Genomic DNA, 26,713 nt, shown 5'->3' with positions numbered 1-26,713 from the left:
CCGAAGGAAACAGAAGACGCGAGGAGCATAACCGCAGCGTCTGTACCCCGAGAGAAAATGTGAAATAGTTTTGGATGAGAAAATGCGATGAATAAAAAATATCAAAAGATTTTAGTTCTGGGTTCAGGTGCTCTGAAAATCGGTGAGGCAGGGGAGTTCGATTATTCGGGAAGTCAGGCGATCAAAGCGCTTAAAGAAGAAGGCATTGCAACCGTTCTCGTGAATCCCAACATTGCGACAATTCAGACCTCTGAAGGATTTGCGGATAAAGTTTATTTTCTTCCCGTGACTCCGCATTTTGTGACGGAAGTGATCAAGAAAGAACGTCCTGATGGAATTCTTCTCTCCTTTGGTGGGCAGACAGCTCTCAATTGCGGCGTGAAATTAAAACAGTCTGGCGTTCTCGATACCTTTCATGTTGAGGTTTTAGGAACTCCTGTTGCAACCATTGAAGATACTGAAGATCGAGAGCGTTTTGTGAAGCGTTTAGCGCAAATTGATGTTGCGGTTCCGCGGAGTCAAGCTGTCGGAAATTTGAAAGAAGCGCTTCATGCTGCTGATGAAATTGGGTATCCGATTATGGTCCGCATTGCGTATGCACTTGGCGGGCTTGGATCTGGTCGCTGTGCAGATGAAAAAGAGTTGCGCGATCGAGTGACAGCAGGACTTGTGCATGCCGATCAAGTTCTCATCGAAGAATATTTGCAGGGTTGGAAAGAAGTTGAGTACGAAATTGTGCGTGATCGTTTTGATAACTGTATTGCGGTGTGCAATATGGAAAACTTTGATCCGCTGGGAATTCATACCGGTGAAAGCATTGTCGTTGCGCCGTCGCAGACATTAACCAATCGTGAATATCATCACCTTCGCGAAGTGGCGATCAAGACAGTTCGTCATTTGGGAATTGTGGGCGAATGTAATATTCAATATGCTCTTGATCCAAAATCAGACCGTTATCGCGTGATTGAAGTCAATGCACGGCTCTCACGCAGTTCAGCACTTGCTTCAAAGGCAACAGGGTATCCGCTCGCTTTTGTGGCAGCGAAGCTCGCGCTTGGAAAATCACTTCTTGAAGTGAAAAATTCTGTAACCGGAACGACGACGGCATGTTTTGAACCTGCGCTGGATTATGTCGTGGTCAAAATTCCACGATGGGATTTGAAAAAATTTCGTTTTGTTTCAAAGCAAATTGGTTCTGGAATGAAATCGGTCGGCGAAGTGATGGCGATCGGCCGCAAATTCGAAGAAGCTCTTCAGAAGGGACTTCGAATGTGTGAAATTGGAGTGGATGGTCTTGTCGGATTTAAGAACAGTTCAGCCTCGCTTACGGAGAGCATCAAAACACCGACAGATGAACGAATTTTTGCGCTCTATCAGGGGCTTCAAGAAGGGATGAGCATTGATCGCTTGTATGAACTCTCTCATATCGATCCTTGGTTTTTAAGTAAACTTGCGAATATTGCTGTAATTGAAAAAAGATTGTCATCCCTGCGAAAGCAGGGATCTCATGAGATTCCCGCCTTCGCGGGAATGACAAAGGAATTATTACGCGAGGCAAAGCAATACGGATTTTCAGATCGACAGATTGCACGCATAACAAAGCAATCAGAAGGAGACATTCGTCTCTTTCGTCAAAAAGAAAAAATTCATTCGTCGGTAAAGCAGATCGATACTCTTGCCGCAGAATATCCTGCAAAAACCAATTATCTCTATACGACCTATAATGGTGTCGAAGATGATGTTTCTTTTCCATCCCGTCAAAGTGTGATGGTGCTCGGCTCTGGCGCCTACCGTATCGGAAGTTCTGTTGAATTTGATTGGTGCAGTGTCAATGCGGTGCAGTCACTTCGTAAGCTCGGATTTGAAACGATCATGGTGAACTGTAATCCTGAAACAGTTTCTACTGATTACGATGTTTGCGATCGCCTCTATTTTGATGAACTCACGTTTGAAACTGTTCTCGATCTTTATGAACGGGAAAAGCCTTTGGGTATTATTGTTGCCACCGGAGGACAGGTGGCGAATAATCTTGCCCTTAAATTGTCGAAAGCGGGAGTGAATATTCTTGGAACAAGCGCAGCTTCGATTGATCGCGCTGAAAATCGACACAAATTTTCCGCGCTGTTGGATGAACTTGATATTGTCCAACCTGCTTGGAACGAAGTCACTTCTCTTGAAGGAGCCAAGAAGTTTGCACAGGAATTAGGATATCCGATTTTAGTTCGTCCTTCGTATGTTCTTTCGGGTGCTGCGATGGCTGTGGCCACAAGCGATACAGAGCTTGTGACGTTTCTCGAAAAAGCAGCTGATGTTTCACCCGAACATCCGGTGGTGGTCAGTCAATTTATCCTTGGAGCGAAAGAACTTGAAATCGATGCGGTGGCAGCAAAAGGAAAACTCATTGCGTATGTGATCTCTGAGCATGTGGAAAATGCTGGTGTTCACTCTGGCGATGCGACCATGGTGGTTCCGCCACAGCGCATGTATCTCGAAACGGCTCGAAAAATTAAAAGCATTGCCTCTCGCATCGCGGAAGCATTAGAGATCAATGGTCCCTTTAATATTCAGTTTCTTGCAAAAGAAAATGAAGTGAGTGTGATCGAATGTAATCTTCGCGCTTCGAGAAGTTTTCCGTTTGTCTCCAAAGTCTGTGGTACCAATCTCATCGATCTTGCAGTTCATATTATGATGGAGAAGCCACTCCCTTCATTTCGTCTCAAGCCGTTTAATCTGGAATATGTTGGTGTGAAAGCGCCACACTTTTCCTTTACGCGTCTCTCTGGCGCTGATCCGATACTCTCAGTCGAGATGGCATCAACCGGAGAAGTCGGGTGTCTCGGAGATGATTTTGAAGAAGCGTTTCTGAAATCACTTCTCTCGGTGGGGTATCGACTTCCGATCAAAGGAATTTTACTTTCAACCGGTTCTCTTGAGCAGAAAACAGATTTCATACCTGCGGTGAAGGAGTTACAAGAGCGAGGGATTCACCTCTTTGCGACATCGGGAACAGCGGCATTTTATCGGGAGCATGGACTCACGGTGGAAGCAGTTTATTGGCCATCTGAAAAAAAACAACCTCAGGCGATCGATGTGGTTGCGCAGGGAAAAGTCGATCTTGTCGTCAATATTCCCAAAAGTTTTCACCGTGAAGAACTTTCCAATGGCTATCACGTCCGTCGCGCTGCTGCAGATTTCGGTATTCCTCTTATTACCAATCTTCAGCTCGCCAAGCGCTTTGTCGAGGCCATCTCCCGCAAAGAACTTTCTGATCTCACCATCAAATCGTGGCAGGAATATCAGTAGAGGTCTGTATGTTTGAATGTTTGTCATTCTGAGCGAAGCGAAGAATCTCCAGTGATCACGTAAGATGCTTCAACGACATACATTTTCTTCATGATGCTCGGGAGATTGCTTCGTCACGGCGTTCCTCGCAATGACAATTTTATTTCTGAAGGGAGTCCAGATCGATCAGCCTGCTCGCCTTCGTCCTGCTCTGCTGGACTATGGCGTAGCGAAGAGCGCAGTGCCCCACTTCTCACTCGTAATCAGCCTACGCAAAAGCTTCGGCAAGATGAGCGTGATCGGTGGGGTTTTTATTTTCGTTTCAAACTTTACTCAACCTCTTGCAAACCGAGTGTTCTTCTGAGCTTGTTAAAATCATAAAACAAGTCATTCTCTTCATCTCCGCTTCTGTTTTCCATCATCTTGACAATCGATTCGACTTCTTTTTTCCCTGATCGACTGTTCACAGCCTCCCGCGGTGTTTTTCCCTGAAGCGCAGGCAAAGGTGTATCAGGCCACTGTTCATAGTGTTTTTCGAGATGCTTACGAATGATCTGTTGTTTGATTTTTGGAGGGATATCGTTGCCGCCTTGTATTTTTGAATTTTCTGATGTGAGCGACATCCTTTGCAACTTTGCTTTCATAACCTCTGAGTCTGCTTCAAGATAAGAATCATATTGAAACTCAATCAATTCGCCGCACTCTTTTTCAAGAAGCATTCGTAGTCGCTTTACTCGTTCACGAGAGTTTGTTTCAAGCAGCAAGGTCTTGAGATAAAGCGATACTGTTCCAAGAATTGTATTTTCCCAATGTTTGTGGACCTTGTTACCCTTCCGAATCCAGGTAAAAGTGATACATTCCTTTCCTTCCTCGTCAACCTCGTCCTCAGGATCAAAAATTCCCTGAAGATTTAAAATTGCTGTTTGAAGCTTTTCTTTCTGGCGGGGATCAAATCGATAAAAAAGTTTGCAGAGAACAAAATCTTCTCCGTCTGTGTTTCGCATTTTTGGCATTTCAAAAGTATTCCATTTCTCTTCTGCATACACGAGATATGCTCGCATCATGATCCACGACGCGTCACAAAGATCTTCTGTATTCCATTGTGACTTTTTTCCTGTGATTTCTTTGAGAATCCTTTTCATGAGTTTCACGATCTTCTCAGTCTCTATAGGCGGAAAAACGGGAATCAGTGATCCTTCAAAGATCGATTCATCCTGATAGGTCACTACTTTTGCAAACATGGTGTTCCAACGACATTGACCTTCGGACCCGCGAACTTCGCGCACAAAAAATGTACGGTCGGGAAGGAGCAAATCTTTTACTTCCACTCCGACCCCAGGTTCAACTCGCTGAACCTCCCAAAGGCTAAAAGGCTGCGCAAGCGTTGTGATGATCAATTCGCGGGAGGCTGCATCAAGACGCTTTCCTTCTTTTTCCAAATAATCAGCGGCAATCGGCCCGTTCAGCTCTTGAGAAGGACCGACTTCTTCAAGAGTTTCAGGTGAAGGAATCCAGTGATAAAAGACCCAAGGCATAAACCACTGGGCAATTTCTGAAAAATCAAACTCAGGGGGATCATCCTCCATCCAAAAATCAAGCCATGCGCTTTGAAGAAAATCTGGACCATAGAGATGCTGACCACGTTTGAGAAGTGGAATATCGAGATTCTTTGAAAGCTTTCGGAGTGGCGGAAGTGCCTGTCGATAAATGTTTTCCTGTTTTGAGAGGCAACACTTCTTGAATTTTTTTCCACTGCCGCAAGGGCAAGAATCATTTCGTCCTGTTTTAAAAAAAGAGGTAATCATTATGATAAAATATTTCCCTAATACTTCACCGCATACACAAAGCTTGTTTTCGGTGTTCGCTGATTTCGTTCCTTGATGACAGCATAAATCTTTTTGGTCGAACCTTGGTTGTCGACAAATGCTGTTTGCAAAGCTTTGGCGCCATCTTTATCTCCACGACCTTTGATTCCCGCAACCGTTTCCATGAGCGTATGAACAGCCTCTGGGAATTGGTCCAGATGTAATTCAAGACAGCCTTTATCTTTCCCGTTTGCTGCCAGCGTTTCAGAGTTCCAGGTGAGAGCGTTGTTTTTAAGCAAATGTCCAAATTGGATTGCGGCGAGCTGCGTATAAGGACGCGGTTTTCCGCTCGAGGTATACATTTCGCGCGAAAGCTGTCTAAACATCCATTGGACACTATCATTATAGGATTGATGTGCCTCTTTTTCCGAGATGATATTTCTCTTTCGGAGCCAATCGACGAAATAGAGTCCACCCGTTTCGGCTTTCAGTTCTTCAAGCATGCTCGCAAGTGGTCCTCCAAAGGCTTCGTCGTCTGTTTTTCCATACGCGCGATATTCATGGGAAGGACCAAGATTGTGAGAAGCTTCATGCAGAATTGTTTTCATGAGCGATAACGTTTCATCATCACGAAAACTTTCCATAGATGCTGCGCAGAAAAGCGATTCTGCCCGATCGCGTTTACTTTTTATGCTGTCCGCATCAGTGTAAAGATTGGACATGACAACAGTACGTCCTCGCCCTTCATTTGCGACAGGACCCCAGTTGGGCAGACTCTGGCCAACTGTTGCTCCTTGAGGGCTTCTGGCATCTCCGGCATTCACAACGATATCAATGAAGTCAGGAAGATGAAAAGAGACCTTTCGTACTGTGTAAGGCTCGCCGGCACGTTCTGCGAATTCCTGTTCCATCTCTTGTTTCAGAGGATCGAGTTTCCGTTGCCACTGCAGCGATGCTTGGTTGATGCGCGCAAAACTGACATGAAATCCGGCTTTACGACTGCACGGCTCAAAGTAGACCTCATCGGGAGCAATGCGGAGATACCACTTCGAATTTTCAGCATTCATTTTTGCCCACGCTTCGTCTGCTTGCTCCCAGCTATCGTCAAGAAACGCTTGGGAAGCTGCGAGAAGATAATGCTTGAACGGTTGCTCTGTTTTACTGGTAATGGCCTGAGCTGCCTTTTGCAGAGATATACTTACGTCCTGCATTTCACGAGCATAGGCTTGATGATAGGGGATAGAGGTGAGAGAACCTCCACCATTCTTGACGACAGCGAATTGATGTAGAAGTTTAGCGTTGTCAGGATTTTTCTCGAGTGTTTCACAGAATGTTTTTTTCTTTTGAATCTCTTTTGGATAGAGCCCAGAAATCTTTTTGGGTTTTGTGGGAAGAGCATTACAGTTTTTATCAGATTCTGTTTGCGATGCTACACACCACGGAGTTTGATTTCGATAAAAGAGCGTATGGCTCATCGTATCATCTTCCGGAATTTGATGTGCGAGTCCATCCACACCTTGTTGCATGGCATAAAGTTTTTCGATGGTTTTGGCTGCTTCGAGAATGTGTTTTACGATGGCTTGATCTTCCGATGTCGTATTCGTCAAATTCGTTGCTACAAGTGTCGGTCTGCTTTGCGCTAGCTCTTTTAAGACTGTATTTCGACGTTTGACCTCTTTTCGTGGAAGAGCCGTAAATGCATGTCCATGTTGATGCACATCGACAATTCGCTGATAGGCATTGAGGAACTCGGGTGAGAATTTGTTTGTCCCTACAATCCACATATTTTGCGTTGTTGAGGTGATTCCCCAAAGAACAGCAACTTCATCAGGAGAGATGGCATTGTTGTGATCGCGATCCTCACTCCAAAAAAGTGGAAGCGAAAGCTCCGCTGAAATGCGATTGAAGTCAGTGCGACTTACTTGATTGAATGTTGATGTTATTGCCGCGAAAGAATGTTGAACATATCCGACAAGAAAAAGAGTAATTAAAAGATAAATTTTTTTCATGTTCTCTCCTTGGTTGTGAATAGGAGAGATTGCTATCAAGTGCGAAAAAAGGTGTAAAGGGAGATTAAAATGCTTAAATTGCTACGTATTCTTAATCTATCCAAAGACAAAAATTTCAATCGAGCCTCGGTGTTTCGGGATCAATTGCGTTTTTATTGAAAGCCATTGTAAGTGAAAAAACATCATCATGAATTGCAAGAACTGCTACTATTAGTACGACAGCGGTTCCAACTAGAAACGCGGCATCAGCAAGTCCATCTCGTATGGCGACACTAACATTACACATTGTATCTTGTGGAGGACAGTTAATATCCGTTGCATCAAATCGAGAGTCTATCTCATCAATAATTGAAAATTGTTCAGCGGCTGTTAGTTGGGCCCATAGTTTAGTGTTTTGAAAATGACGAATGGCTTTCTCTCCATAATTAGCGAAGGCTTGATCCTGATCTGCTGAGTCCAAATAACAATCCCTGACAACTTTTGCAGTTTCGTAAATAGCTTGAGTCATTTTTATCTTTTCGTCTTCTATATTTTCACCGGCAAGGTTGGGATAAGGTGTTCCTCGTTGTTGGACACATTTGGCGGGTGAAATTGCTCCATTATTTTGATTAGCCATTAGACCTCCTGCGTAACCCTGGGTGACACTCGTTGTCATTGCGAGCCCGAAGGGCGTGGCAATCTCCTCTGTTTACTCGGGAGATCGCCACGCTTCGCTCGCGATGACATCAAAGTGTATCTCTTTGAAAACAAAAACTTTCCCCCGTTCAATACGTATTATCGATTGAAAATAGGAATTGTTGCTTTAATTTAAGTCCTTCAGAGAAGTTTGTTAGATTTCCTTTAGTTTTCAAATGGTTTAGAAAGAAATAATTTCTTCATTTTTTTTTAAAAAAATCGTTTTTCATCAAAAATTATTCCCTCAACTTCGTCTTATCGACCTAAGCTTTCACACGCTGACGGATGAGCCATTTTGTGCCTTCTTGATCTTTCAGCGTCTCTACCACATATAAAGGGCAACTCAAGGAGAAAGCATGCGATTTGACCGATTGACACTCAAGGCCCAGGAAGCTTTTCAAAAAGCTCAGGAAATTGCGGGAAAACAAAATCAACAGGAGTTAACTCCCGAACACCTTTTTCTCTCCCTTCTTCAGCAGGAAGAGGGACTTGTTCCTGCAATATTGAAAAAAATTGGGATCAACATGGCTCGTCTTGAAGAGGAATTGTCAGATGTCCTCCAAAATCTTCCTCAGGTGACAGGAGCCACCACAGGACAAGTCTCTTTATCACGTTCGTTGAATCAAGTTTTTGAACAAGCCTTTCAAGAAGCGGAAAAACTGAAAGATGAATTTGTTTCTACCGAACATCTCCTTTTGGGAATAGTAGCGATCAAAGAATGCAAAGCAGCTGCGCTCCTTCAGAGATATGGAGCTACTCCTACAACTATTCTGAAAGTTCTCGCAGAAGTTCGAGGTCCACATCGAGTGATGGATCAAGATCCTGAAGCAAAATATCAGGCCCTCAAAAAATATGGACGTGATCTGACCGAACTTGCTCGCAAAGGAAAGCTCGATCCGGTTATCGGCCGCGACGATGAAATTCGTCGTGTGATTCATGTCCTCTCTCGGCGAACAAAAAATAATCCAGTTTTGATCGGTGAGCCGGGCGTTGGAAAGACCGCTATTGTCGAAGGACTTGCTCAGCGCATTGTCAAGGGGGACATCCCTGAAACGCTGAAAGAGAAACAATTAATCACCCTTGATCTTGCGTCACTTGTTGCAGGAGCTAAATATCGCGGAGAGTTTGAGGATCGACTCAAAGCGGTGCTGAAGGAAGTCACGGCTTCAGAAGGACAAGTTATTCTTTTCATCGATGAGTTGCATACACTCGTGGGGGCTGGAGGAGCCGAAGGAGCGATTGATGCGTCGAATATGCTGAAACCTGCTCTTGCACGAGGAGAACTGCGTTGTGTGGGCGCGACAACGCTCAACGAATATCGAAAGCATATCGAAAAAGATGCAGCGCTCGAGCGGCGTTTCCAGCAAGTCTATGTCGGTGAGCCTTCGGTTGAAGACACTATTTCTATTTTGCGAGGTTTGAAGGAAAAATATGAAGTTCATCACGGTGTTCGAATTCAAGATGCAGCGATTATCGCCGCGGCGACACTTTCTCACCGATATATTGCCGATCGTTTTCTTCCTGATAAAGCCATTGATCTGATCGATGAAGCAGCTTCGAAGCTTCGCATTGAAATTGAGTCGATGCCGGTTGAAATCGATGAAATCGAACGTGCGATTATGCAGCGTGAAATCGAACGAACTGCTCTTGCAAAAGAAAATGATGCTGCCAGTAAAGAACGACTTCAAAAATTGGAGCGAGAAATAGCTGACATAAAAGAAAAATCGAAGGGGTTAAAAGCCCACTGGAAACAAGAGAAAGAGATCATTACTTCGATTCGTAAAGTCAAAGAAGAAATTGAGAAAGCAAAACTCGATCAAGAACGAGCTGAGCGAGAGGGAGATCTTCAGACCGCTGCTGAACTCAAATATGGAATTATTCTTGAACTTCAAAAGAAGTTTGAATCACTTCAGAAAAAATTGGAAATTTTTCAAAAAGATAAAAAGATGCTCACGGAAGATGTCACCGCTGATGACATTGCTGCGATCGTGGCGAAATGGACCGGAATTCCGATTTCCCGCATGCTCGAAGGAGAGATGCAGAAGCTTTTACATATGGAAGAGAGGCTTCGTGCACGAGTCGTGGGACAAGAGGAGGCACTCGCCAAAGTCGCAAATGCGGTACGTAGATCACGTGCAGGGCTGCAAGATTCGAATAGGCCCATTGGTTCATTCATTTTTCTTGGTCCTACAGGCGTTGGAAAAACGGAAACGGCGAAAGCCGTGGCGGAATTTTTGTTTGATGATGAGCACGCCATGGTGCGACTCGATATGAGTGAGTTTATGGAGAAGCACTCGGTTGCGCGTCTTATCGGTGCTCCGCCGGGATATGTCGGTTATGAAGAGGGGGGATATCTCACCGAAGCCATCCGTCGTCGTCCGTATGCGGTTATTCTTATCGATGAAATTGAAAAAGCGCATCCCGATGTTTTTAATATTCTGCTTCAAGTTCTCGATGATGGAAGACTTACGGATGGACAAGGGAGAACTGTGAACTTCACGAATACGATTTTGATCCTGACTTCAAATGTTGGAAGTCGACATATGACGTCAAAGAGTGAAAACGAAGAAGAGGTTCGTGAGAGAGAGTTAGCAGAACTGAAGCAACATTTTCGACCTGAGTTTTTGAATCGTATCGACGATGTGATTGTTTTTCATTCACTGGACGAAAAACATCTCATGCATATTGTCGAGATTCAACTACAACGACTTGAAACTTTGCTCGCAGAAAGAAAAATTTCACTTCACCTCACAGAAAGGGCGACAGCCCTTCTTGCGAAGCACGGTTGGGATCCGGTGTATGGTGCGCGACCCTTGAAGCGGGCATTGCAGAAATATGTACAAGATCCACTTTCGAATAAAATCCTCGAAGGGAAAATAAAAGAGGGAATGACGGTCAAGATCGATGCTCGTGGAGATGAATTGATTTTTTAGTGATGCTCATCCTGAGCTTGTCGAAGGATGAACTGTTCATGGTTCGACAGGCTCACCATGAACGCAATGAGCATGCTCATTAGACTTCTTGCATAACCTCAATAGAATCCAGCCTATAAAGTTTTTGTTTTCAAAGAGATACACTTGGATGTCATCGCGAGCGAAGCGTGGCGATCTCCCGAGTAAACAGAGGAGATTGCCACGCCCTTCGGGCTCGCAATGACAACGAGTGTCACCCAGGGTTACGCAAGAGGTCTATTTAAGTTTGAGACTCTACTAGGCAAGACTTTGATCTGATGGTTCTTCTAAAGGGAGAAGTTGTTTCGCCAAATAGCGGTAATGATCGCGAGCTTGAGGAAGTTTTTTGACAAGACTGCGAAGAGAAGGAAGAAGTTCATGAGCCTCATGTCGTTTCGCTTGAGCAAGATAGACTTCAGAAAGCGTTCCGTACAAACTGTACTGTAATCCAATATCGATCTCTTTTTCTGGAAGAAGAGAGAGAGCTTGTTGAAGATAATTTTCAGCTCGTTCAAACTCTGCTAAACGATAAAGAGAATCACCAAGCGTAATCAATATTTCAATCCGCTTTTGTCGGATGAAACCAGAAGCAGCTCCTTTCGGTCCATGAGCAAAATCGAGTGCTGCTTCTAAATATTCAACCGCCTCAGCAACTTGTCCCAAATGGCTGAGCGTAAATCCCAAATTGACCATAAGTTCAACACTGACCGTTTCACTTTCGATTTGTTGTGCCAGTTGGAGAGCTGTACGGTAATGCACTCCCGCATTTGTATAATCTGTTCGTTCAGCGGAAACATTTCCAAGTTCATTGTGAATACGTACTTGCAGATCGAGAAGATGATGAGATTTTGCGAGCTCTAATCCTTTAAAATAATGGTCAGTCGCTTTTTTTATTTTCTTTACGGAACGATCTCGATACGCGGCTCCCAGCAAATAATGACGGTTTGCCATTCGTTCCACATGATGAACCGATTGTGCATTCTCAAGTTCTTTCTTCAGAAGAGGAATGGCCTCTTTTGCATTTCCAGAGGCGAGCAGGGCTTGCCCCAGTTCACTATTGTGAATGGCTCCACGTTCTCGTTTTGTGAATTCACGATCCGCAAAGTGAAGTGTTTGTTCATATCTTTCTTTTGCTTCGGTTGCGTTTCCTTTTCGAAGACTTACAGCGGCAAGACAATTTTGAAGGCGCACTTTCCAGATCAAATGTTTTTCGTCGTTTTCCAGAAGTTCTAAAGCCTCTTCAAACATTTTTTGTGCTTTTGAAAGATCAAGCGCATTCAAATAGAGAAGACCGATGTGTTCGTAGGAACGAATGCGGAATTCTTGTTTCAATGGTGGTGGAGCTTTGATTTCATGAAGACGTTGAAATGTTTCCAATGCTTTTTGTCGCTGATTTGAGCGGAGATACGTTTGCCCTAAAAGAATAAGCGTTCGCGCTTCAGCTTTCCATGCTGGTTGAGGAAGTTCGCGTAGAATGGTTTGCAGATGTTCAATTGCCATGAAGGAATCGTTGTGTTCGAGCGCCCGATCCACGAGACGGTGGAGCGCGTTGAGACGTTCTTCCCACCGTGAAGCGTGAGCTAAATGAATATCCAATTCATGGGAAGATGCTTTTTGTTTTTTGAGAAAGGAAGCAATAACGTCATGCAATTCGGCTTTTTGAGGACGTGGGAGAGCATCTTCAAGAATGCGTCCAGTCATGCTATTGGAAAAAAAATATTTTGCCTCGCGATTTCGTGTTACAAATCCTTTTTCAACAAGTTTTAAAAAGAGACGTCCTGCATTCATGAAAGGCGCGCAAGCTTCCAGTTCGTCAAGTGCTGCGGGGCGATGAAAACACGCAAGCAGTTCTGCAATCTTCTGTGCTTCTTCAGGAAGTTCCCGGATTTTTTGTAAAAGAGATTCTTTGAGCGACGGTGAAGGTCCCGCATGTTTGAAGTTGAGATCAAGCATGTTGAGCGTTTCAGCATCGGGTCGTCCGGCAAGGGTAAAGAGTTTCCCTTGGGAAATCATTTGCTCAAGATGTTCAGTGACAAATAGAGGATTCCCTTCAGTAACATCTCGAAGAGATTCAATGATGCGGGGATCAGGAATTTCTCCTAGCAGTGTTTTGAGGTATTCAGTCATTTCTTCATGAGTGAAATTTTTCAAGTCTAACAGTGTATATTGAGATTCATGGAGTTCAAATGTTCGGCGTATCTCATCCCACGAAATTATTTCTGGGTTGAGCGTTAATGCTAAAAAATAACGTTTTCCTTCTTTATCCGCAATGCGTTGTTGCAGCTGAAGATGGCGGATCAAATGATGAAGCCCTTCTCGCAAAGGATTCGTCGCAGTTTCAGATGTAAAAAGCGCTTCAAGGTGATCCAAGAGAAGCGTGTGAGTGCATGTTTTTTCTGTCGATTCGAGAAGGTGATCAATGTGGGACACGTGATGTTCATCCGCAGCATTGAGCAGTGTTACTTCCATCTCCAGTTGTTGGGCATGGGGTTTGAGTGAAGAGAGAAAACGACTTTTCCCCGTCCCATGTTTTCCGAGAATAATGAGGAGAGGAGGAGCATGCGGTTTCCCTTCAGCAACTGAGGAGAGAAGATTGTCTGCAAGTGTTTGCTCAGCGTGTCTTCCGATCAACTTTCCTTCTTTAGGGAGATACGCAAGAAGTGTTTCGCGTGTTTCAGGTGAATGACGGCGGGGACTTCGAAATTGAATTGCTTGTGCGGCAACGGAGGCGGTTGGATATCGATCATCCGGATGATGCGCCATCAGTTTCAAAATAATGCGATCAAGATACGCTGGAATTTCGGGACGAATTTGAGAAGGGGGAGGAGGAGTCACGTTAAAATGTGCTCGCATCGTCGCTTTGGAATCAATCGCTCCGATCTCTGTTTTTTGCTGAAAAGGGAGAACCCCTGTCAGAAGATAATAAAAGGTGATTCCGAGAGAATAAAGATCGCTTCGATGATCGGGTGCAGGCCAAAACTTTTGTGGGGAGACGTCGGGAAGTCGTCTCACAATGACTTCCGGTGGCATGTAATTGGGGGTCCCTCCGGGACGATCAGAAGGACGAAACGTGGCAAGACCAAAGTCGATAAGAGCAACATCGGGATTTTTCCCAAGTTTTCTTACCAAAATATTTTGTGGCTTCAGATCGAGATGGAGAAGACCTTGATTACGAAGATATTCAAGTGCACGCAGAGTTTGAAGAAGAGCACGCTCAATGCTCGCGATAGGAGCATCTTTTAATTTTCTCAAATCTCCATTGGTAAAAAGTTCTGTGGTGAAAAAATAAAGTGCTGAGTCATTATCTATTCCGAAGTCATAAATATTACCAATATGTGGGTGCGAAAGACTTTTCAAAATACCGAATTCACGTTTGAAATGGTTTGCGGTATCTTGTTTTGATTTCAGTGGCGACCATTTCAGAAATTTGAGAGCAACCAGTTTTCCGTCAGGATCTTTTGCATTCCAGACAACGCCACTCCCACCTTCGGAAAGTTTCTGAAGTAAAAGATATTTTCCTCCAACAAGAGTGCCAGCGCCTGGCATGGAAGGAAAAGAATGAAGCTGCCCCATAGTTTTTGTATTTTACTGGATTTAGAGTGATGTGACAAATTATTTTTTGAAAACAAGGGGATAGACTAAAACGCAAGGCCCGCCTGTTTTAGAATCGATTTCATATCATGAAAAATAGCTTCTAAACTCGAATTTACGATTTCATGAAGGCGTCCCTGTTCAAAAAGTTCATAGAAATAAGGACCAAAAAGGCGTTTCGGAGAAATTTCTCTGGCAAACGTCGGGTCAGTGCTTTGGGTAAATTTTGGATCTGACATTAAATGGTTTTTTTTCAGTGACATGACATTTGAGCGGATGAGGGAACGAAATTGGTCGTCTCGATTTTTAATGCCAACATCAAAGCAGAGACGCTGATTGAGATTGTCCAGTTTCAAATACCAATTTCCATTTCGATCATAAATTTCAAGATCCCATTTAGGAGCTTTTGTAAGATCAGTCGTTTGTGAGATATCGTAAAAACGGAGAAGAAGTTTGGATGATGGTCCGAGTTGTTCAATCGCTTTTTGAAGGGTGGTATGGTCGATATCCCAATAGGAAAAAACAAAGCCTTGTTCTGTGGTGACAATAGCAGCGGTATTACTTTGAGTTGAAATGAGAAAAGAGGGAACACTTTCGTGAGATGATTTTATGGAAGCCGTAGAGGGCTTTTTTGGGGACACCTTTTTGCTGCGATGTGTCGGCATGGCTCCCATCCATGTCTCCACTCGGACGCTTATGTGGAAGACGTAATAAAGTTTAGTAGCGAAAGATCATTCAGAGAGCAATGCCAAACCCTGATAAAATACTCATATTTGAAAAACTTCATTTTTTACATTTCTTCTTCAGAGCAAAATACTGAATTTAATGATCTTTTATGTGTACTGAAATTAAGACACTTTTCCTGAAAAAAGAACAAAAAGTGTTCTATATTCCGAAAAGCATTTGCTCTTCATCTCTAATCCTGCAAAAAACAACAAACTTTTAGAATCTCAACCTTGGTATGATCTTTGCTTTATCCATAGAGTTAAAGAGGAGGAAAAATGATGCAACGACTTTTGTGTGTTGATGATGATTCCAATGTTTTACTTTCCATTCGTTCTCAGGCTGGTCATCTTTTTGAAATTTTTACAGCCAATACACTTGCCGATGCTTTAAAAATTCTGGGAACAGAAAATCTCGATTTCATTCTTCTTGATGTCAGTTTGGGGAGAGAAAATGGAATCGATATCTTGAAAAAAATTAAATCTCTGCATCCTGAAGTGAATGTCATTATGCTTTCCGGGGAACGGGATTTGAATATTGTCGTTGATGCTATTCGAGAAGGGGCACTCGACTTTTTAAGCAAACCTTTTGATTTGAAAAAACTTCAAGCAGTTTTAGAAGTCGTAAAGAAAAACTACAAAACTCAAGAGCGTTATGAAGCTCTTATTGAATCGCAAAACCCAAAAAATCTTTCTTCAACGCTTGTAACAAGGCATAAACCCTTTCGTCAGATGCTTCATCAAGCAGAACAACTCTGCGGTCACCAAGCGAATGTTTTAATTACCGGAGAGTCAGGGACCGGAAAAGAATTGGTCGCTCGTATTATTCATCGAAATGAAAAGGATCTTCGACGTCCTTTTATTGCGGTGAATTGCGCTGCTATTCCCGACAATCTCATTGAAGCAGAACTTTTTGGGGCCGAAAGAGGATCCTATACGGGTGCGCTTTCGCGCCGCATCGGACGTTTTGAACTTGCCGACGGAGGAGATATTTTTCTCGACGAAATTGGATCCTTAAAACTTGATCTTCAAGCAAAACTTCTTCGTGTGCTTCAAGAAAGAGAATTTGCTCGTCTCGGAGGAGACGCGACGATTAAAGTGAATTTCCGGGTCATCTCTGCCACCAATGATAGTCTTGAAGAAAAAGTGGCACGAGGGGAATTTCGTATGGATCTCTATCATCGCCTTCGGGTGATTCAATTTATCATTCCCCCTCTTCGTGATCGCAAAGAAGATATTCCTCTGCTTGTGGAACATTTTTTGAAAAAACATGCAAAAGGGAAATTAAAATATATTGCTCCCAAAGCGCTCGATCGTTTGCTTGAATATCGTTGGCCAGGGAATGTGCGTGAGCTCGAAAATGTGGTGCAGAGTCTCATTATTCTCACGCCGACCGAAACAGTAGAATTCGAACATCTTCCGGTCTGGGCATTTAATGGAGTGGGTGAACAGTATGATCATCGCGCTCAGGCGAAGTTGCCAACCATGGACCAGACCATGACAACATTGAAAGACTATACATTCAGAGCTGAACGGCTTTACATTGAACATGTGCTGACAACGACTGGTGGCGATAAATCCAAAGCAGCTCGATTACTCGATGTGGGGCGTACCACGCTCTACAGCAAGTTGAAGGAATTTGAGTTGGTCTAGCGAAGGAGTTCCATCTGATAAAAGGCGTCGATACGTCCTCGCTCCAGGTACTCCGTGAAAGAGGCCCAGCATGTGCCGTGTCATAGTCTTCATGCTAAGCCCATGTTGCGTCACATTCTCTTCAATATAAGGAAGCATTCTCTGGAGGATCTCTTTTCGAGAGGGGCATTTCTTTTTTTCGCCAAAAAAACGCTCGTCGACATCTGCGAAAAGATAGGGATCCTCATACGCAGCTCGACCGATCATCACTCCATCTACACTTCGAAGATGTTTTTGCATCTCTTCGAGTGATCGAACCCCTCCGTTGAGGACAACGCTCAAATGAGGAAACTCTTTTTTGACTTGATAAATTTCATCGTAACGAAGAGGAGGAACGGTTCTATTTTCTTTGGGACTTAGCCCCTGAAGCCAGGCTTTGCGAGCATGAATGATAAATACGTCACAGTTTGCTTCTGAAACAATACGTACAAATTGAGCCATGTGTTCGTAGCTATCCATGTCATCAATGCCGATGCGATGTTTGATCGTTACCGGAATCTGCACCGCTGCTTTCATCGCCCCGATACATTCAACCACATGCTCTGGTTTCGCCATAAGGCACGCACCAAAATTTCCCTCCTGCACACGATCACTCGGACATCCGACATTTAAATTCACTTCGTCATATCCCCATTCTTCTGCAATGCGAGCAGATGCCGCAAGATCGCGAGGATTGTCGCCGCCCAGTTGCAGTGCGAGCGGATGTTCGATCGGAGAATAATCGAGCAGTCTTTTGCGATCGCCATGAAGAATCGCCTGCGTGGTGATCATCGGCGTATAGAGCAATGTGCGCTTCGTGATCTGTCGCATGAAGTAGCGATAATGCCGATCGGTCCAGTCCATCATCGGGGCGATGCTGATAAGATGAGATTTTTTCATAAAATTATTTGCACGTTGAAAAAGGCCGCAGGAGGTGAGCCTCGAGCGGCGTCTTCAGACGCTGGAAACGAAGCCTCAATGCACAGCAGGCTGAAGCGCAGGCAAAAATCCGGCGTGTGAGTATTTTTGACGTAGTGAGAGGTCGCCTCCGAGAGACTTTTTCAACATATTTATTTTGAGAAAGCTCTAACTTAATCTCAACATCCTTTCTAATGGAATGCGTGCTTTTTCTAAAAGTACCGGATCCATTTCGATGCGTGGTTGAAGATCACGAAGAGCTGTATAAGTTTTTTCAAGGGTGTTGAGTCGCATATACGGACATTCATTGCAGTTGCAGCTTCGATCAGACGTGAAAGGAGCAGGAATAAATTGTTTTCCTGGGGCTCTCTTTTGCATCTGATGAATAATTCCAGCTTCTGTTCCGACGATAAATTTTTCTTTGGGGGATTCAATCACAAACCGTAAAAGCGCACTGGTCGAACCAATAAAATCGGCGTGAAAACGAACAGGCGCCTCACATTCGGGATGACAGATAAAAAGAGCATCAGGATGTGTGAGTTTTGTTTCCAGAATTTTTTCTGCATGAAACGCTTCATGGACATGACATGCCCCTGGCCAGAGTTCCATCGGATGATCGAGTTGATCTATCAACCAAGCACCTAAATTTTTATCTGGAGCAAAAAGGAGCTTGCGCTCCTTTCCAAATGATTCAACAATTCTCTTCGCGTTACTTGAAGTGCAGATCACATCAGAGAGAGCCTTCACTTCAGCGGAACAATTAATATAGGAGATCACTTTATAATCAGGATGCTCTTCTCTCCATTGTTTCAGAAGTGGAGCAGGGCAAGAGGCCGCAAGTGAACATCCTGCATTGAGATCAGGAAGAATGACAATTTTTTCGGGATTCAAAATTTTTGCGGTTTCTGCCATAAAATGAACACCGCAAAAAAGAATCACTTCAGCATCAGTTTTCTGCGCAGCCTGCGCCAGAGCAAGACTATCTCCCAAAATATCAGCCAAATCCTGGATCTCCGAGTCTTGGTAATAGTGGGCGAGAAAGAGAGCATTTCGGTCCCTTTTAAGTCGCAAAATTTCTGCTCGAATTTTTTCAGTCGAGAGGAGAGGTTCCTTCTGATGATCGGCTGATGCTCTTTTCATAATGCTTAAGGCCTTTAGATCATTTTTTCTTGAGAAATCAAGTGGGCTATAGGAGGTTCTGGCCCTTGTATGAAACCCAAGGCTTAGATTCAAAAGGGGAAACCTGAGCGCAATAGAGGGGAAACACCGATTTTCAATTCCGTTTTCGTCGGAGGGGGGGGGGATGTTTCAAAATTTTTTTTGTTGAAGAGTGATGGCAATATTCTTTCGAGTAAAGTAGTTGTAGTATAGAGATGAACAATTTCGAGGATTATTTAAAAGATTATGTCTTCGGTTTTTCCACATCGTTTTTTTCGACTGGAGTCTCAAAATTTTACTTCGCCTGATCGTACGCCTTGGGGGGGTGAGGAAATCTCTCATTTAAAGAAAATTCCCCGACAAAAGATTGGGGAATCATGGGAGATTTCAACGCATCCAAGCCTTCCGAGTTTTATGATGTGGAATGATCAAAAAGTTTTGCTTTCAAAGCTTATTGCCGAATTTCCCGAAAAAATTTTAGGAAAAAAACTTGCTGCCGCGACGAAAGGGAAATTTCCTCTTCTCGTAAAATTTTTAAATGCTGCTCCGAATCATCCTCTCTCCTTTCAAGTTCATCCTTCTGACATCACCGCTCGTCCGGGCGAACGGGGAAAAGAGGAAGCTTGGTATATTATGGACGCGAAGCCTGGAGCCGGTATTTATCTCGGCTTCAAGGAAGGGCTCAGTCGTCAAGAAGTTGCCGCCGCATTAAAAAATGGGAAAGGGGGGCAAGCCGTTCATTTTGTCGAAGTTCATCCTGGAGAAACGTATCGTATAAAACCGCATACGCCCCATGCAATCGGGGGAGGAATTCTGCTTGCTGAAATTCAACAAAGTTCTGCAACGACGTTTCGTTATTTTGATTGGAATCGAGAGCCAAAACGAGAGCTTCATCTTGAACGTGCGCTCGAGGAAACGAACTGGAATGAATCTTACGGGAAAGATTTCGTTTCTCGTCTTCGTCGACAGGCTCATTTTCCACCTCAGCCTTATTTCGAAATGCTTCTCGATGCAGATCCGTTTTCAATTGAATCACTCTGGCTTCCACAAGAGGGGATGTCCTTTGAGGTGAGCACAGAGAAAACATGTGTCGCTGTTGTTGCTCTGCAGGGACAAGTGCTTCTCGAAAATAATGAGGAGACCCTCACGCTCGATGCTGGATATTCTTTATTGGCTCCAGCTTGTATCGATTCCTTTCAGGTGACGGCGTTCACTGCTGCGCAGATTCTTCTCGTGAGACCTAAGACCTGTTTGTAAAGCCCCTGTATGTCATTGCGAGAAGCCCCCACGAATCTTGGGGGCGACGAAGCAATCCGACACAAAGTGTCGTCCCGAGCGGAAGCGAGGGATCTCCGGGAGATCCTTCGTCTTTGCCTCAGGATGACCTTCGGTCAGATCGCCACGCCCTTTGGGCTCGCGATGACACTCTTTGCAAACAAGGCCTAAGATTACAGATTATTTTTTATGTTGACGCTTAAAATAACTTAAAATTCAAATACTTGACATGGATCAATTCATTAGATAGTTGAAACTCACTTTTATGAAATCATTTCTCACCGATCTCTCCATCCCGCAGCTTTCGGAGCTTGTGGTTCAAATGGACCTTCCTCCGTATACAGCTTCTCAGCTCCTTTTATGGATCTATCAGCGTCGCGTCGATTCTTTTGATGATATGAGCAATCTCTCCAAAGAGACCCGTCTTCGTTTAGAAGAACGATTCACCCTCGATGCGCTGACATGTGTCGATGTTCAAACCGCCAGTGACGGAACCCAAAAATTTCTCTGCGAGTTGAAAGATGGCGCCAAGATTGAATGCGTGCTGATCCCTTCTGAAGTGCGTGGCTCGTTAACCGCATGTCTTTCATCCCAAGTCGGTTGCGGGATGGCCTGCGATTTTTGTCGCACTGGAAAGATGGGACTCATTCGAAATTTAACGCTCGGTGAAATCACAAGCCAACTTCGTTTGGTGATGAAAAAGGCGTCAGCGCCGGTAACCAATATTGTCTTTATGGGGATGGGGGAGCCACTTGCCAATTGGAAAGTCGTCGCGGATGTAGTCGATTTTATGACTCATCCACAGGGTTTTAAGATCAGCAAAACAAAAATTACACTTTCTACCTCTGCACTCCTTCCTCAACTGAGAGAATTTTGTAAACGTCATGATGTGAAAATTGCGATTTCGCTTTCGGCAACGACAAATGAGTTGCGCGATAAGCTCATGCCGATAAATAAAAAATATCCGATCGAGGACATCATGCAATTTTGCCGCGAATATGCTGAAACGTCGCGTCATCGGATTACATTTGAGTATGTGCTCATTGCAGGAGTGAATGATCAGCGTGAAGATGCAGAGCGGTTAGTGAAATTGCTCGATGGAATTCTCGCCAAAGTAAATCTGATTCCGATGAATCCTTTTGAGGGTTGTGATTATAAGCGGCCATCGATGGAAACATATCAGTGGTGGAGCGATTATTTGCGAGAACATGGCATTACCGCTCCTGTGCGCATCAGCGGCGGTCGCGACATTTTGGCAGCATGTGGGCAGCTCGCCACAGCAAAGTTGAGACGATAGACCAAACTGGTGAAGATTTTCTCGGAGGGGGCCTTTGACTGAGGCGCGTCGATGCGATCTAAAAAATCGCGCCGATGGAAACAGAAGACGCGAGGAGCATAACCGCAGCGTCTGTACCCCGAGAGAAAATGTGAATCAGTTTGGTCATAGTGGAGGCAACATGAACAAAGCACCAGTCGGTATCATCGGCGGCAGTGGGCTGTATCAGATGAACGGAGTTGAAATTACCGAAGAGCGAGAAGTGATAACTCCTTTTGGAAAACCGTCTGATGCGATCATGCTTGGAACGTTGAATGGTCGTGCTGTTGCATTTTTGCCGCGACATGGTCGCGGTCATCGCATTCCCCCTCATCAGATTAATTATCGTGCGAATATTTTTGCGCTCAAAGTGCTTGGCGTTCAGCAGATTCTTTCCGCTTCAGCTGTGGGGAGTATGAAAGAAGAGATTCATCCGGGGCATCTCGTGATGGTCGATCAGTTTGTCGACCGAACTAAAATGCGTCATCAAACTTTTTTCGAAGATGGTATTGCAGCGCATGTCAGCTTTGCTGATCCTGTGTGTAAACGTCTTCAACAGAGGCTCGTCATATCGGGAAAAAGAATCGGCGCAGCCGTGCATGATGGAGGGGCATATGTCTGTATTGAAGGCCCGATGTTTTCTTCGCGCGCTGAGTCGCATATTTATCGGTCGTGGGGAGTGAGTGTCATTGGGATGACGAATTATCAGGAAGCCAAGCTTGCTCGTGAGGCGGAAATTTGTTACGCAACGATTGCACTCTCTACGGATTATGATTGTTGGCATGTGGAAGATGGCGATGTCAGCGTTGAGATGGTGGTGAAACGTTTACAAGAAAATGTTTCAAAGGCACAAAAAACAATTGCGGATGTCTTGAAAATACTTGATGAAGGTGAGGGATGCACCTGTCGGTCTGCGTTAAAGAACGCCATCATGACGGATCCGAAAGTGATTCCAGCAAAAGCGAAAAAAGATTTGGCGCCGATTGTTGGGAAGTATCTCCGTTAATAGATGTCATTCCCGCGGAGGCGGGAATCTCATGTGTTCACTTGAGATCCCCGTTTTCACGGGGATGACTATAGAGAAAGGAAATATATATGTCGATACTTGTTGTCGGTTCAGTTGCTTATGATGATCTCGAAACCCCATCTGGAAAACGCGATCGCGTGCTCGGTGGAGCGGCTTCACACTTTTCTACTTCGGCCAGCTTCTTTTCACCGGTTTCGCTCGTTGCTGTAGTAGGTGGCGATTTTGATGAACGTCATATCTCTTTTTTCCAAAAACGAGGGATCGATATTTCTGGTCTTCAAATGATTCCAGAAGGGAAGACCTTCCATTGGACCGGTCATTACTTAAACGACATCAATCATGCAGAAACGCTTGAGACACGACTTGGTGTCTTTGAATATTTTCGTCCTCAACTGACTGAACAACATCGAAGCATTCCGTTTGTCTTTTTGGCCAATATCCATCCTGAACTTCAATTGAGTGTTCTCGAACAAGTGAAGGCGCCAAAACTCGTCGCTATGGACACGATGAATTTTTGGATTACCAGTACACGCGATCAACTTCAAAAAGTGATTGAGCGGGTCGACATTCTTTTTGTGAATGATAATGAAGCCAAAATGTTAACGGGCGAGAAAAATGTCACCAAAGCCGCTTCGCAGATGATGGGGTGGGGACCGAAAGTGATTGTGGTAAAGCGTGGCGAACACGGGGCGCTTCTCTTTGGACAAGATTTTGTCTTTTCTGCTCCTGGAATGCCTCTTGCGCACATTGTTGATCCGACGGGAGCGGGAGATAGTTTCGCAGGTGGATTTATCGGATATCTTGCTAAGTCGCAGAGTGCTTTGGATGAAGCTCATCTTCGTCGGGCTGCTATTTGCGGCAGTGTGATGGCTTCATTTCAAGTGGAAGATTTCAGTCTCGATCGTATGCGTACGTTGACGGCGATGGATATTGAGCGTCGCTATCGCGATTTCAAATCCCTCTCTGATTTCCCTGATACTGCGATTTTTGAATAAAAGAGATATTTTTGTCTCTTTTTGTAGAACTCATTTTCAAAACTGATGATTATGCGGGTGACGCCGGAGCGTGTTCCGGGAGGTCTCCGTCTTTAGCGGAGGGCCGGAGCACCGCAGGCGGCAGGACCCGTTACAATTAAAATGTTTTGAAATGAGTTCGTACTATAAGTATAGTATCTCCATGTTCCAAACCGATCAGGCGATTATCCTCAGGCGCATTCCGTATGGTGAAGCGGATCAGATCGTGACTTTTTTTTCGCGCGATGCGGGTCGTCTTTCTGGGATTGCACGATCGTCCAAACGATCGCTCCTTCGCTTTGGAGCTGCGCTTGAACCTGGCTCTGTATTGAATCTCCATTATCGCAAGCGGCCGAATGCTTCACTGGTAAATCTTGAATCAGCAGATATTCTCATTTCAACGCTTAGCATTACGAAATCGCTTCCCCGCATTTGTGCTCTTTCCGAAGCGCTTGAATTATCTCTCGCGTTTTTGCAAGAGCATCAACCAGAAGCGCAAAAATTTGACGTCCTCCAAGAATTTATTGAATCGCTTATTGCTTCTGAACCGACCGAGGATCGTTCGCTGCTCTTTCTCTATCAATGGCTTTCGCTTTCTGGTTATAGTCCGATGATCGATCGTTGTTTTACGTGTCATCGTTCTCTTGATCATGAACTGACCTGGCATTTTACCACCGAGACAGCAGGACTTCTCTGTTTGCCCTGCTCTTCAATGTCGCAAGAGAAAATTCCGTTATCTGCGGAGGGTCAACAGGTGCTGCGAGAACTTGTGAAAGGGAGCGGTGAAGTGACCAAAGGAGCGAAAGAAGTGCACCTTTACTTTACGCGCTATGTTGAGCATCTTTTGGGGAAACGGTTAAAAACATATGCATTTCTTGAGTCTTCTGAAAGAACTGTTTCATCGAGATGAAGAAAAAAAGGAGAGAATTGTTCCTTATATTCTCGGCTCTCTTCTTTTTCATCTCTTCGTTTTTCTCCTTTTACCTTTTCTCATGTACACGCATTCAGCTCCAGAAGAAAAAGTGGTGGAACTCTTACCCTTAAAAGAAGATGGAGAACTCTATCGTCTGGCTGATATTTCTCCACCTGATATTGAAAGTCGTCCAGAAAATGCGCAGCTTCTTGGACAGTACGATTCTTCAGTTGAACAGGAACAAGTTTCGACAGGACAAAAGAAAGAAACTGATTCTGGGGAAGAGAGAGATGAGACCTCACAAAAAAATGAAAGGGCGCAGCCCAAGAATGAAAAACCGCAGCTCTTTCAGGTAAACCCAAAATTGTTTGCTCGAAACGAAAGGGCGTCAGCCCCGCAGGCGGAATTTTATCCGGATTTTCGCGTTGGGGCAAAAACCTATCTGAATGTCCTTCGTTATCCTGACGTCGATTATTTCGTGCGACTGAAACGTGTTTTTAAAACCACTTGGAATCCTGAACCAGCGCTTCGTCAGGATTTTTTAAATAATCAAGTTGCACGTGGTTCGGTGGAAGTGGTGCTGGGAGTGAGTGTTGACCAGAAAGGGGAGTTGGCTGAACTTTTTGTGCTTCGCTCTTCGGGAATGCCTGCGTATGATCAAGAAGCGCTGCGCACCATTCGCGCTTCTTCCCCTTTTTCGATGCCTCCAGAGAAATTTCTCGAAGATGGTGTCCTTCGCATGAGTTGGACGTTTACGGTTTATCTTTAAGAAGCAGACTTGAGAAACGCAATGTCCTGATCATGTTCTTCAATTTTCACAACAATGGGATCCATTTTTGTTGAGAGATTTTTCATATCAGTTTTGACGGTATTCATATCTTCTTTGAGGACTTTAACATCGCTCTTAAGTACTGTCACATCTTCCTTGAGTATTTTTACATCTTCTTTGACTTCATTCAGGTCAGATCGCATGTCACCAATGTCGCTTTTTAATTCATCATGAACAGCTTTAATCGCCTTCTGTATTATGGCATTGTCAGCTTTTAGTTCGCGATAATTGGTATCGATTTTATGCATGAGTTCATCACGCAGAGAAATCTGCCCTTCAGCAACTATCTGAATCTGATCTCGCATCTGCTCGAGAATAATGTTGGTGTAGCGTTGTTCTTCGTTGGAACTCTTGCTTGTGGATTTTTTCTTCACAGAATTATCTTTCTTGGCGCAACTTGTGTGAAGCTAAAGGAAGCGATTGAGAAACTCAAGCGCTTTGTACTGTTACCGAAAAGTGTCGTTTTTCAAGGTCGACATAAAAGAGGTTATTCCCGCGAAGGCGGGAATCCAGTATTGAAAGAACTGAATTCCTGCTTTTGCAGGAATGATATGCTAAATTACAAGATGACGTTTCCAGGACGCAAGTTCTTCATGCAAATTCTTCAGCAACTTTTTTCAAAAAAGGCCGAAAATAAATTTAGAGGATAAATATGGCGATTAACGACCCATTACAATCAATTCGGAATGCAGGCCGTGCGGCTTTTGATCTTGTTCCGCAGTACCATGAGACAAGTTCCTATTGGAATATCCCTGCAGCAAGCGCTGCTTATACAATTATTGAAGGGTTGAAAATTGGATTTGAGAAACTGGACCTTCCTCAAGTGGCCAATGCTCTTGGAACAATCAATGGATCAGCCGGTATCGTTGGCATTGGAGTAGATGTATTTAAATTATGGGAAGTGCCAGACAAACCCTATGTTTCTCAAGGCGCTTCAATTCCGTCACGTCTTTTTCTTGCAGCTGCAGCCGGGACTATAGTTGGTTGTGGGTTGATTCCAGATCCCACAATACATTTTGGACCAATAAGTTCTGCAGCGCTCAGAAGAAGTGTCATTGAATCTATCGGATATAGTTTGGACGGACATGTAAAAATCAATCCTCATACGGCCATGATTGCATCTGGAGTCATCGGATTTGTTCGTTCATTTCTTCCGTACTTTGGGAATCCTCCTCCATTTATTGGTTCTGAGGATATCGAGCTAGCAATCAATGCGTCCGCTGATATTATTATTGAAATGGCATGGGAATTTATTGCATCCTTACTTGCAGTTGGTATTGATCGATTGACGGAAGGTGCTACTGATGATGAGGAGATTTTTGAATATTCTACAAGTCGCTTGATCGCAACATTTATTCCACCGTTTGTTCAAAATATATATTCTTCTCCTGTTCGCCTCCATGAAGGGCAATTGACAATTTTTCGAGAAATTTCCAAGAAAGCCGGTTTTAATCTGGATATTTTTTTTAGCGATAAAGTTGCTTATCGAAAAATTTGGTTAGTGGGAAGTATATTGGGGGCACCTCTAAAAACTTCCTTGAGTGGCATTGATTATCTTG

18 protein-coding genes and 1 pseudogene are annotated in these 26,713 nt (G+C 44.1%); 11 read left to right on the top strand and 8 right to left on the bottom strand.

From position 1 onward, the window contains the following. Window positions 1-87 precede the first annotated feature (87 nt). Complete coding sequence (locus tag A3C46_01550) at window positions 88-3,303, top strand: carbamoyl phosphate synthase large subunit (protein ID OGQ23606.1); 3,216 nt, start codon at window positions 88-90, stop codon at window positions 3,301-3,303. A gap of 308 nt (window positions 3,304-3,611) precedes the next feature. Here A3C46_01550 and A3C46_01545 read toward each other — a convergent pair whose 3' ends face one another. The 3 genes from A3C46_01545 to A3C46_01535 all read right to left on the bottom strand — a co-directional run bounded on the left by A3C46_01545 (window position 3,612) and on the right by A3C46_01535 (window position 7,751). After that, on the bottom strand, window positions 3,612-5,087 hold the full coding sequence (locus A3C46_01545) for a hypothetical protein (protein ID OGQ23605.1): 1,476 nt from the start codon (window positions 5,085-5,087) through the stop codon (window positions 3,612-3,614). 17 nt (window positions 5,088-5,104) lie between these two features. Further along, window positions 5,105-7,096 carry a hypothetical protein gene (locus tag A3C46_01540; protein ID OGQ23604.1) on the bottom strand — a complete coding sequence of 664 codons (1,992 nt, stop codon included), beginning with the start codon at window positions 7,094-7,096 and terminating at the stop codon, window positions 5,105-5,107. Window positions 7,097-7,211: 115 nt separating this feature from the next. Further along, window positions 7,212-7,751 (bottom strand): hypothetical protein, encoded by a 540-nt coding sequence (locus tag A3C46_01535; GenBank protein ID OGQ23603.1) that lies wholly within the window; start codon window positions 7,749-7,751, stop codon window positions 7,212-7,214. A 376-nt stretch (window positions 7,752-8,127) separates the two neighbouring features. On the opposite strand from A3C46_01535, the gene A3C46_01530 reads away from it, so the two are divergent. Continuing rightward, complete coding sequence (locus A3C46_01530; GenBank protein OGQ23602.1) at window positions 8,128-10,704, top strand: ATP-dependent chaperone ClpB; 2,577 nt, start codon at window positions 8,128-8,130, stop codon at window positions 10,702-10,704. A gap of 276 nt (window positions 10,705-10,980) precedes the next feature. Here the strand turns inward: A3C46_01530 and A3C46_01525 are convergent, their stop codons facing one another. Further along, window positions 10,981-14,295 (bottom strand): hypothetical protein, encoded by a 3,315-nt coding sequence (locus A3C46_01525; protein OGQ23601.1) that lies wholly within the window; start codon window positions 14,293-14,295, stop codon window positions 10,981-10,983. Between the two features lie 65 nt (window positions 14,296-14,360). Further along, complete coding sequence (locus A3C46_01520) at window positions 14,361-14,987, bottom strand: hypothetical protein (GenBank protein OGQ23600.1); 627 nt, start codon at window positions 14,985-14,987, stop codon at window positions 14,361-14,363. A 327-nt stretch (window positions 14,988-15,314) separates the two neighbouring features. Here A3C46_01520 and A3C46_01515 point away from each other — a divergent pair, with 327 nt between their 5' ends. Then, window positions 15,315-16,688 carry a hypothetical protein gene (locus A3C46_01515; GenBank protein ID OGQ23599.1) on the top strand — a complete coding sequence of 458 codons (1,374 nt, stop codon included), beginning with the start codon at window positions 15,315-15,317 and terminating at the stop codon, window positions 16,686-16,688. Here the strand turns inward: A3C46_01515 and A3C46_01510 are convergent. Further along, a complete protein-coding gene (locus A3C46_01510) occupies window positions 16,629-17,606 on the bottom strand; it encodes a tRNA dihydrouridine(20/20a) synthase DusA (GenBank protein ID OGQ23598.1) in 978 nt (325 codons plus the stop codon). The genes A3C46_01515 and A3C46_01510 overlap by 60 nt on opposite strands. Before the next feature lie 186 nt (window positions 17,607-17,792). Continuing rightward, complete coding sequence (locus A3C46_01505) at window positions 17,793-18,710, bottom strand: quinolinate synthase (protein OGQ23636.1); 918 nt, start codon at window positions 18,708-18,710, stop codon at window positions 17,793-17,795. A 318-nt stretch (window positions 18,711-19,028) separates the two neighbouring features. Between A3C46_01505 and A3C46_01500 the strand changes: the two genes are divergently transcribed. From A3C46_01500 to A3C46_01475, 6 genes are all read left to right on the top strand, one after another. Continuing rightward, window positions 19,029-20,039, top strand: a complete 1,011-nt coding sequence (locus tag A3C46_01500) for a hypothetical protein (GenBank protein OGQ23597.1) — start codon at window positions 19,029-19,031, stop codon at window positions 20,037-20,039. Window positions 20,040-20,322: 283 nt separating this feature from the next. Next, the gene (locus tag A3C46_01495; protein ID OGQ23596.1) at window positions 20,323-21,354 is read left to right on the top strand and encodes a 23S rRNA (adenine(2503)-C(2))-methyltransferase; all 1,032 of its coding nucleotides are present in this window, start codon (window positions 20,323-20,325) and stop codon (window positions 21,352-21,354) included. Between the two features lie 160 nt (window positions 21,355-21,514). Continuing rightward, window positions 21,515-22,378: a methylthioadenosine phosphorylase gene (locus A3C46_01490; GenBank protein ID OGQ23595.1), complete on the top strand. Its 864-nt coding sequence runs from the start codon at window positions 21,515-21,517 to the stop codon at window positions 22,376-22,378. Between the two features lie 89 nt (window positions 22,379-22,467). Next, a complete protein-coding gene (locus A3C46_01485) occupies window positions 22,468-23,394 on the top strand; it encodes a sugar kinase (GenBank protein OGQ23594.1) in 927 nt (308 codons plus the stop codon). 181 nt (window positions 23,395-23,575) lie between these two features. After that, window positions 23,576-24,322: a DNA repair protein RecO gene (locus A3C46_01480; GenBank protein ID OGQ23593.1), complete on the top strand. Its 747-nt coding sequence runs from the start codon at window positions 23,576-23,578 to the stop codon at window positions 24,320-24,322. Further along, entirely contained in the window at window positions 24,279-25,094 is an 816-nt protein-coding gene (locus A3C46_01475; GenBank protein ID OGQ23592.1) for a hypothetical protein, read from the top strand. Before A3C46_01480 ends, A3C46_01475 begins: the two co-directional genes overlap by 44 nt. Here the strand turns inward: A3C46_01475 and A3C46_01470 are convergent. Next, on the bottom strand, window positions 25,091-25,528 hold the full coding sequence (locus tag A3C46_01470) for a hypothetical protein (GenBank protein OGQ23591.1): 438 nt from the start codon (window positions 25,526-25,528) through the stop codon (window positions 25,091-25,093). The two genes, A3C46_01475 and A3C46_01470, sit on opposite strands and share 4 nt — an antisense overlap. Window positions 25,529-25,555: 27 nt before the next feature. Here A3C46_01470 and A3C46_01465 point away from each other — a divergent pair, with 27 nt between their 5' ends. Next, entirely contained in the window at window positions 25,556-25,804 is a 249-nt protein-coding gene (locus tag A3C46_01465; GenBank protein OGQ23590.1) for a hypothetical protein, read from the top strand. A 2-nt stretch (window positions 25,805-25,806) separates the two neighbouring features. Then, a pseudogene (locus A3C46_01460) lies at window positions 25,807-26,713 on the top strand (hypothetical protein).

The organism is Deltaproteobacteria bacterium RIFCSPHIGHO2_02_FULL_44_16 (assembly GCA_001798185.1).
In the GTDB taxonomy this organism is placed as follows: domain Bacteria; phylum UBA10199; class UBA10199; order 2-02-FULL-44-16; family 2-02-FULL-44-16; genus 2-02-FULL-44-16.
Note: the sequence above shows the minus strand (reverse complement) of the source record. Positions and strands in the feature narration are given on the sequence as shown.

Bases quoted from the DNA above. Each gene is read 5' to 3' on its own strand.
- A3C46_01515 (OGQ23599.1), top strand. From the start codon at position 15,315: ATGATGCAACGACTTTTGTGTGTTGATGATGATTCCAATGTTTTACTT.
- A3C46_01520 (OGQ23600.1), bottom strand. From the start codon at position 14,987: ATGGGAGCCATGCCGACACATCGCAGCAAAAAGGTGTCCCCAAAAAAG.
- A3C46_01525 (OGQ23601.1), bottom strand. From the start codon at position 14,295: ATGGGGCAGCTTCATTCTTTTCCTTCCATGCCAGGCGCTGGCACTCTT.
- A3C46_01480 (OGQ23593.1), top strand. From the start codon at position 23,576: ATGTTCCAAACCGATCAGGCGATTATCCTCAGGCGCATTCCGTATGGT.
- A3C46_01540 (OGQ23604.1), bottom strand. From the start codon at position 7,096: ATGAAAAAAATTTATCTTTTAATTACTCTTTTTCTTGTCGGATATGTT.
- A3C46_01490 (OGQ23595.1), top strand. From the start codon at position 21,515: ATGAACAAAGCACCAGTCGGTATCATCGGCGGCAGTGGGCTGTATCAG.
- A3C46_01550 (OGQ23606.1), top strand. From the start codon at position 88: ATGAATAAAAAATATCAAAAGATTTTAGTTCTGGGTTCAGGTGCTCTG.
- A3C46_01530 (OGQ23602.1), top strand. From the start codon at position 8,128: ATGCGATTTGACCGATTGACACTCAAGGCCCAGGAAGCTTTTCAAAAA.
- A3C46_01495 (OGQ23596.1), top strand. From the start codon at position 20,323: ATGAAATCATTTCTCACCGATCTCTCCATCCCGCAGCTTTCGGAGCTT.
- A3C46_01485 (OGQ23594.1), top strand. From the start codon at position 22,468: ATGTCGATACTTGTTGTCGGTTCAGTTGCTTATGATGATCTCGAAACC.
- A3C46_01535 (OGQ23603.1), bottom strand. From the start codon at position 7,751: ATGACAACGAGTGTCACCCAGGGTTACGCAGGAGGTCTAATGGCTAAT.
- A3C46_01500 (OGQ23597.1), top strand. From the start codon at position 19,029: ATGTCTTCGGTTTTTCCACATCGTTTTTTTCGACTGGAGTCTCAAAAT.
- A3C46_01545 (OGQ23605.1), bottom strand. From the start codon at position 5,087: ATGATTACCTCTTTTTTTAAAACAGGACGAAATGATTCTTGCCCTTGC.
- A3C46_01475 (OGQ23592.1), top strand. From the start codon at position 24,279: ATGCATTTCTTGAGTCTTCTGAAAGAACTGTTTCATCGAGATGAAGAA.
- A3C46_01510 (OGQ23598.1), bottom strand. From the start codon at position 17,606: ATGAAAAAATCTCATCTTATCAGCATCGCCCCGATGATGGACTGGACC.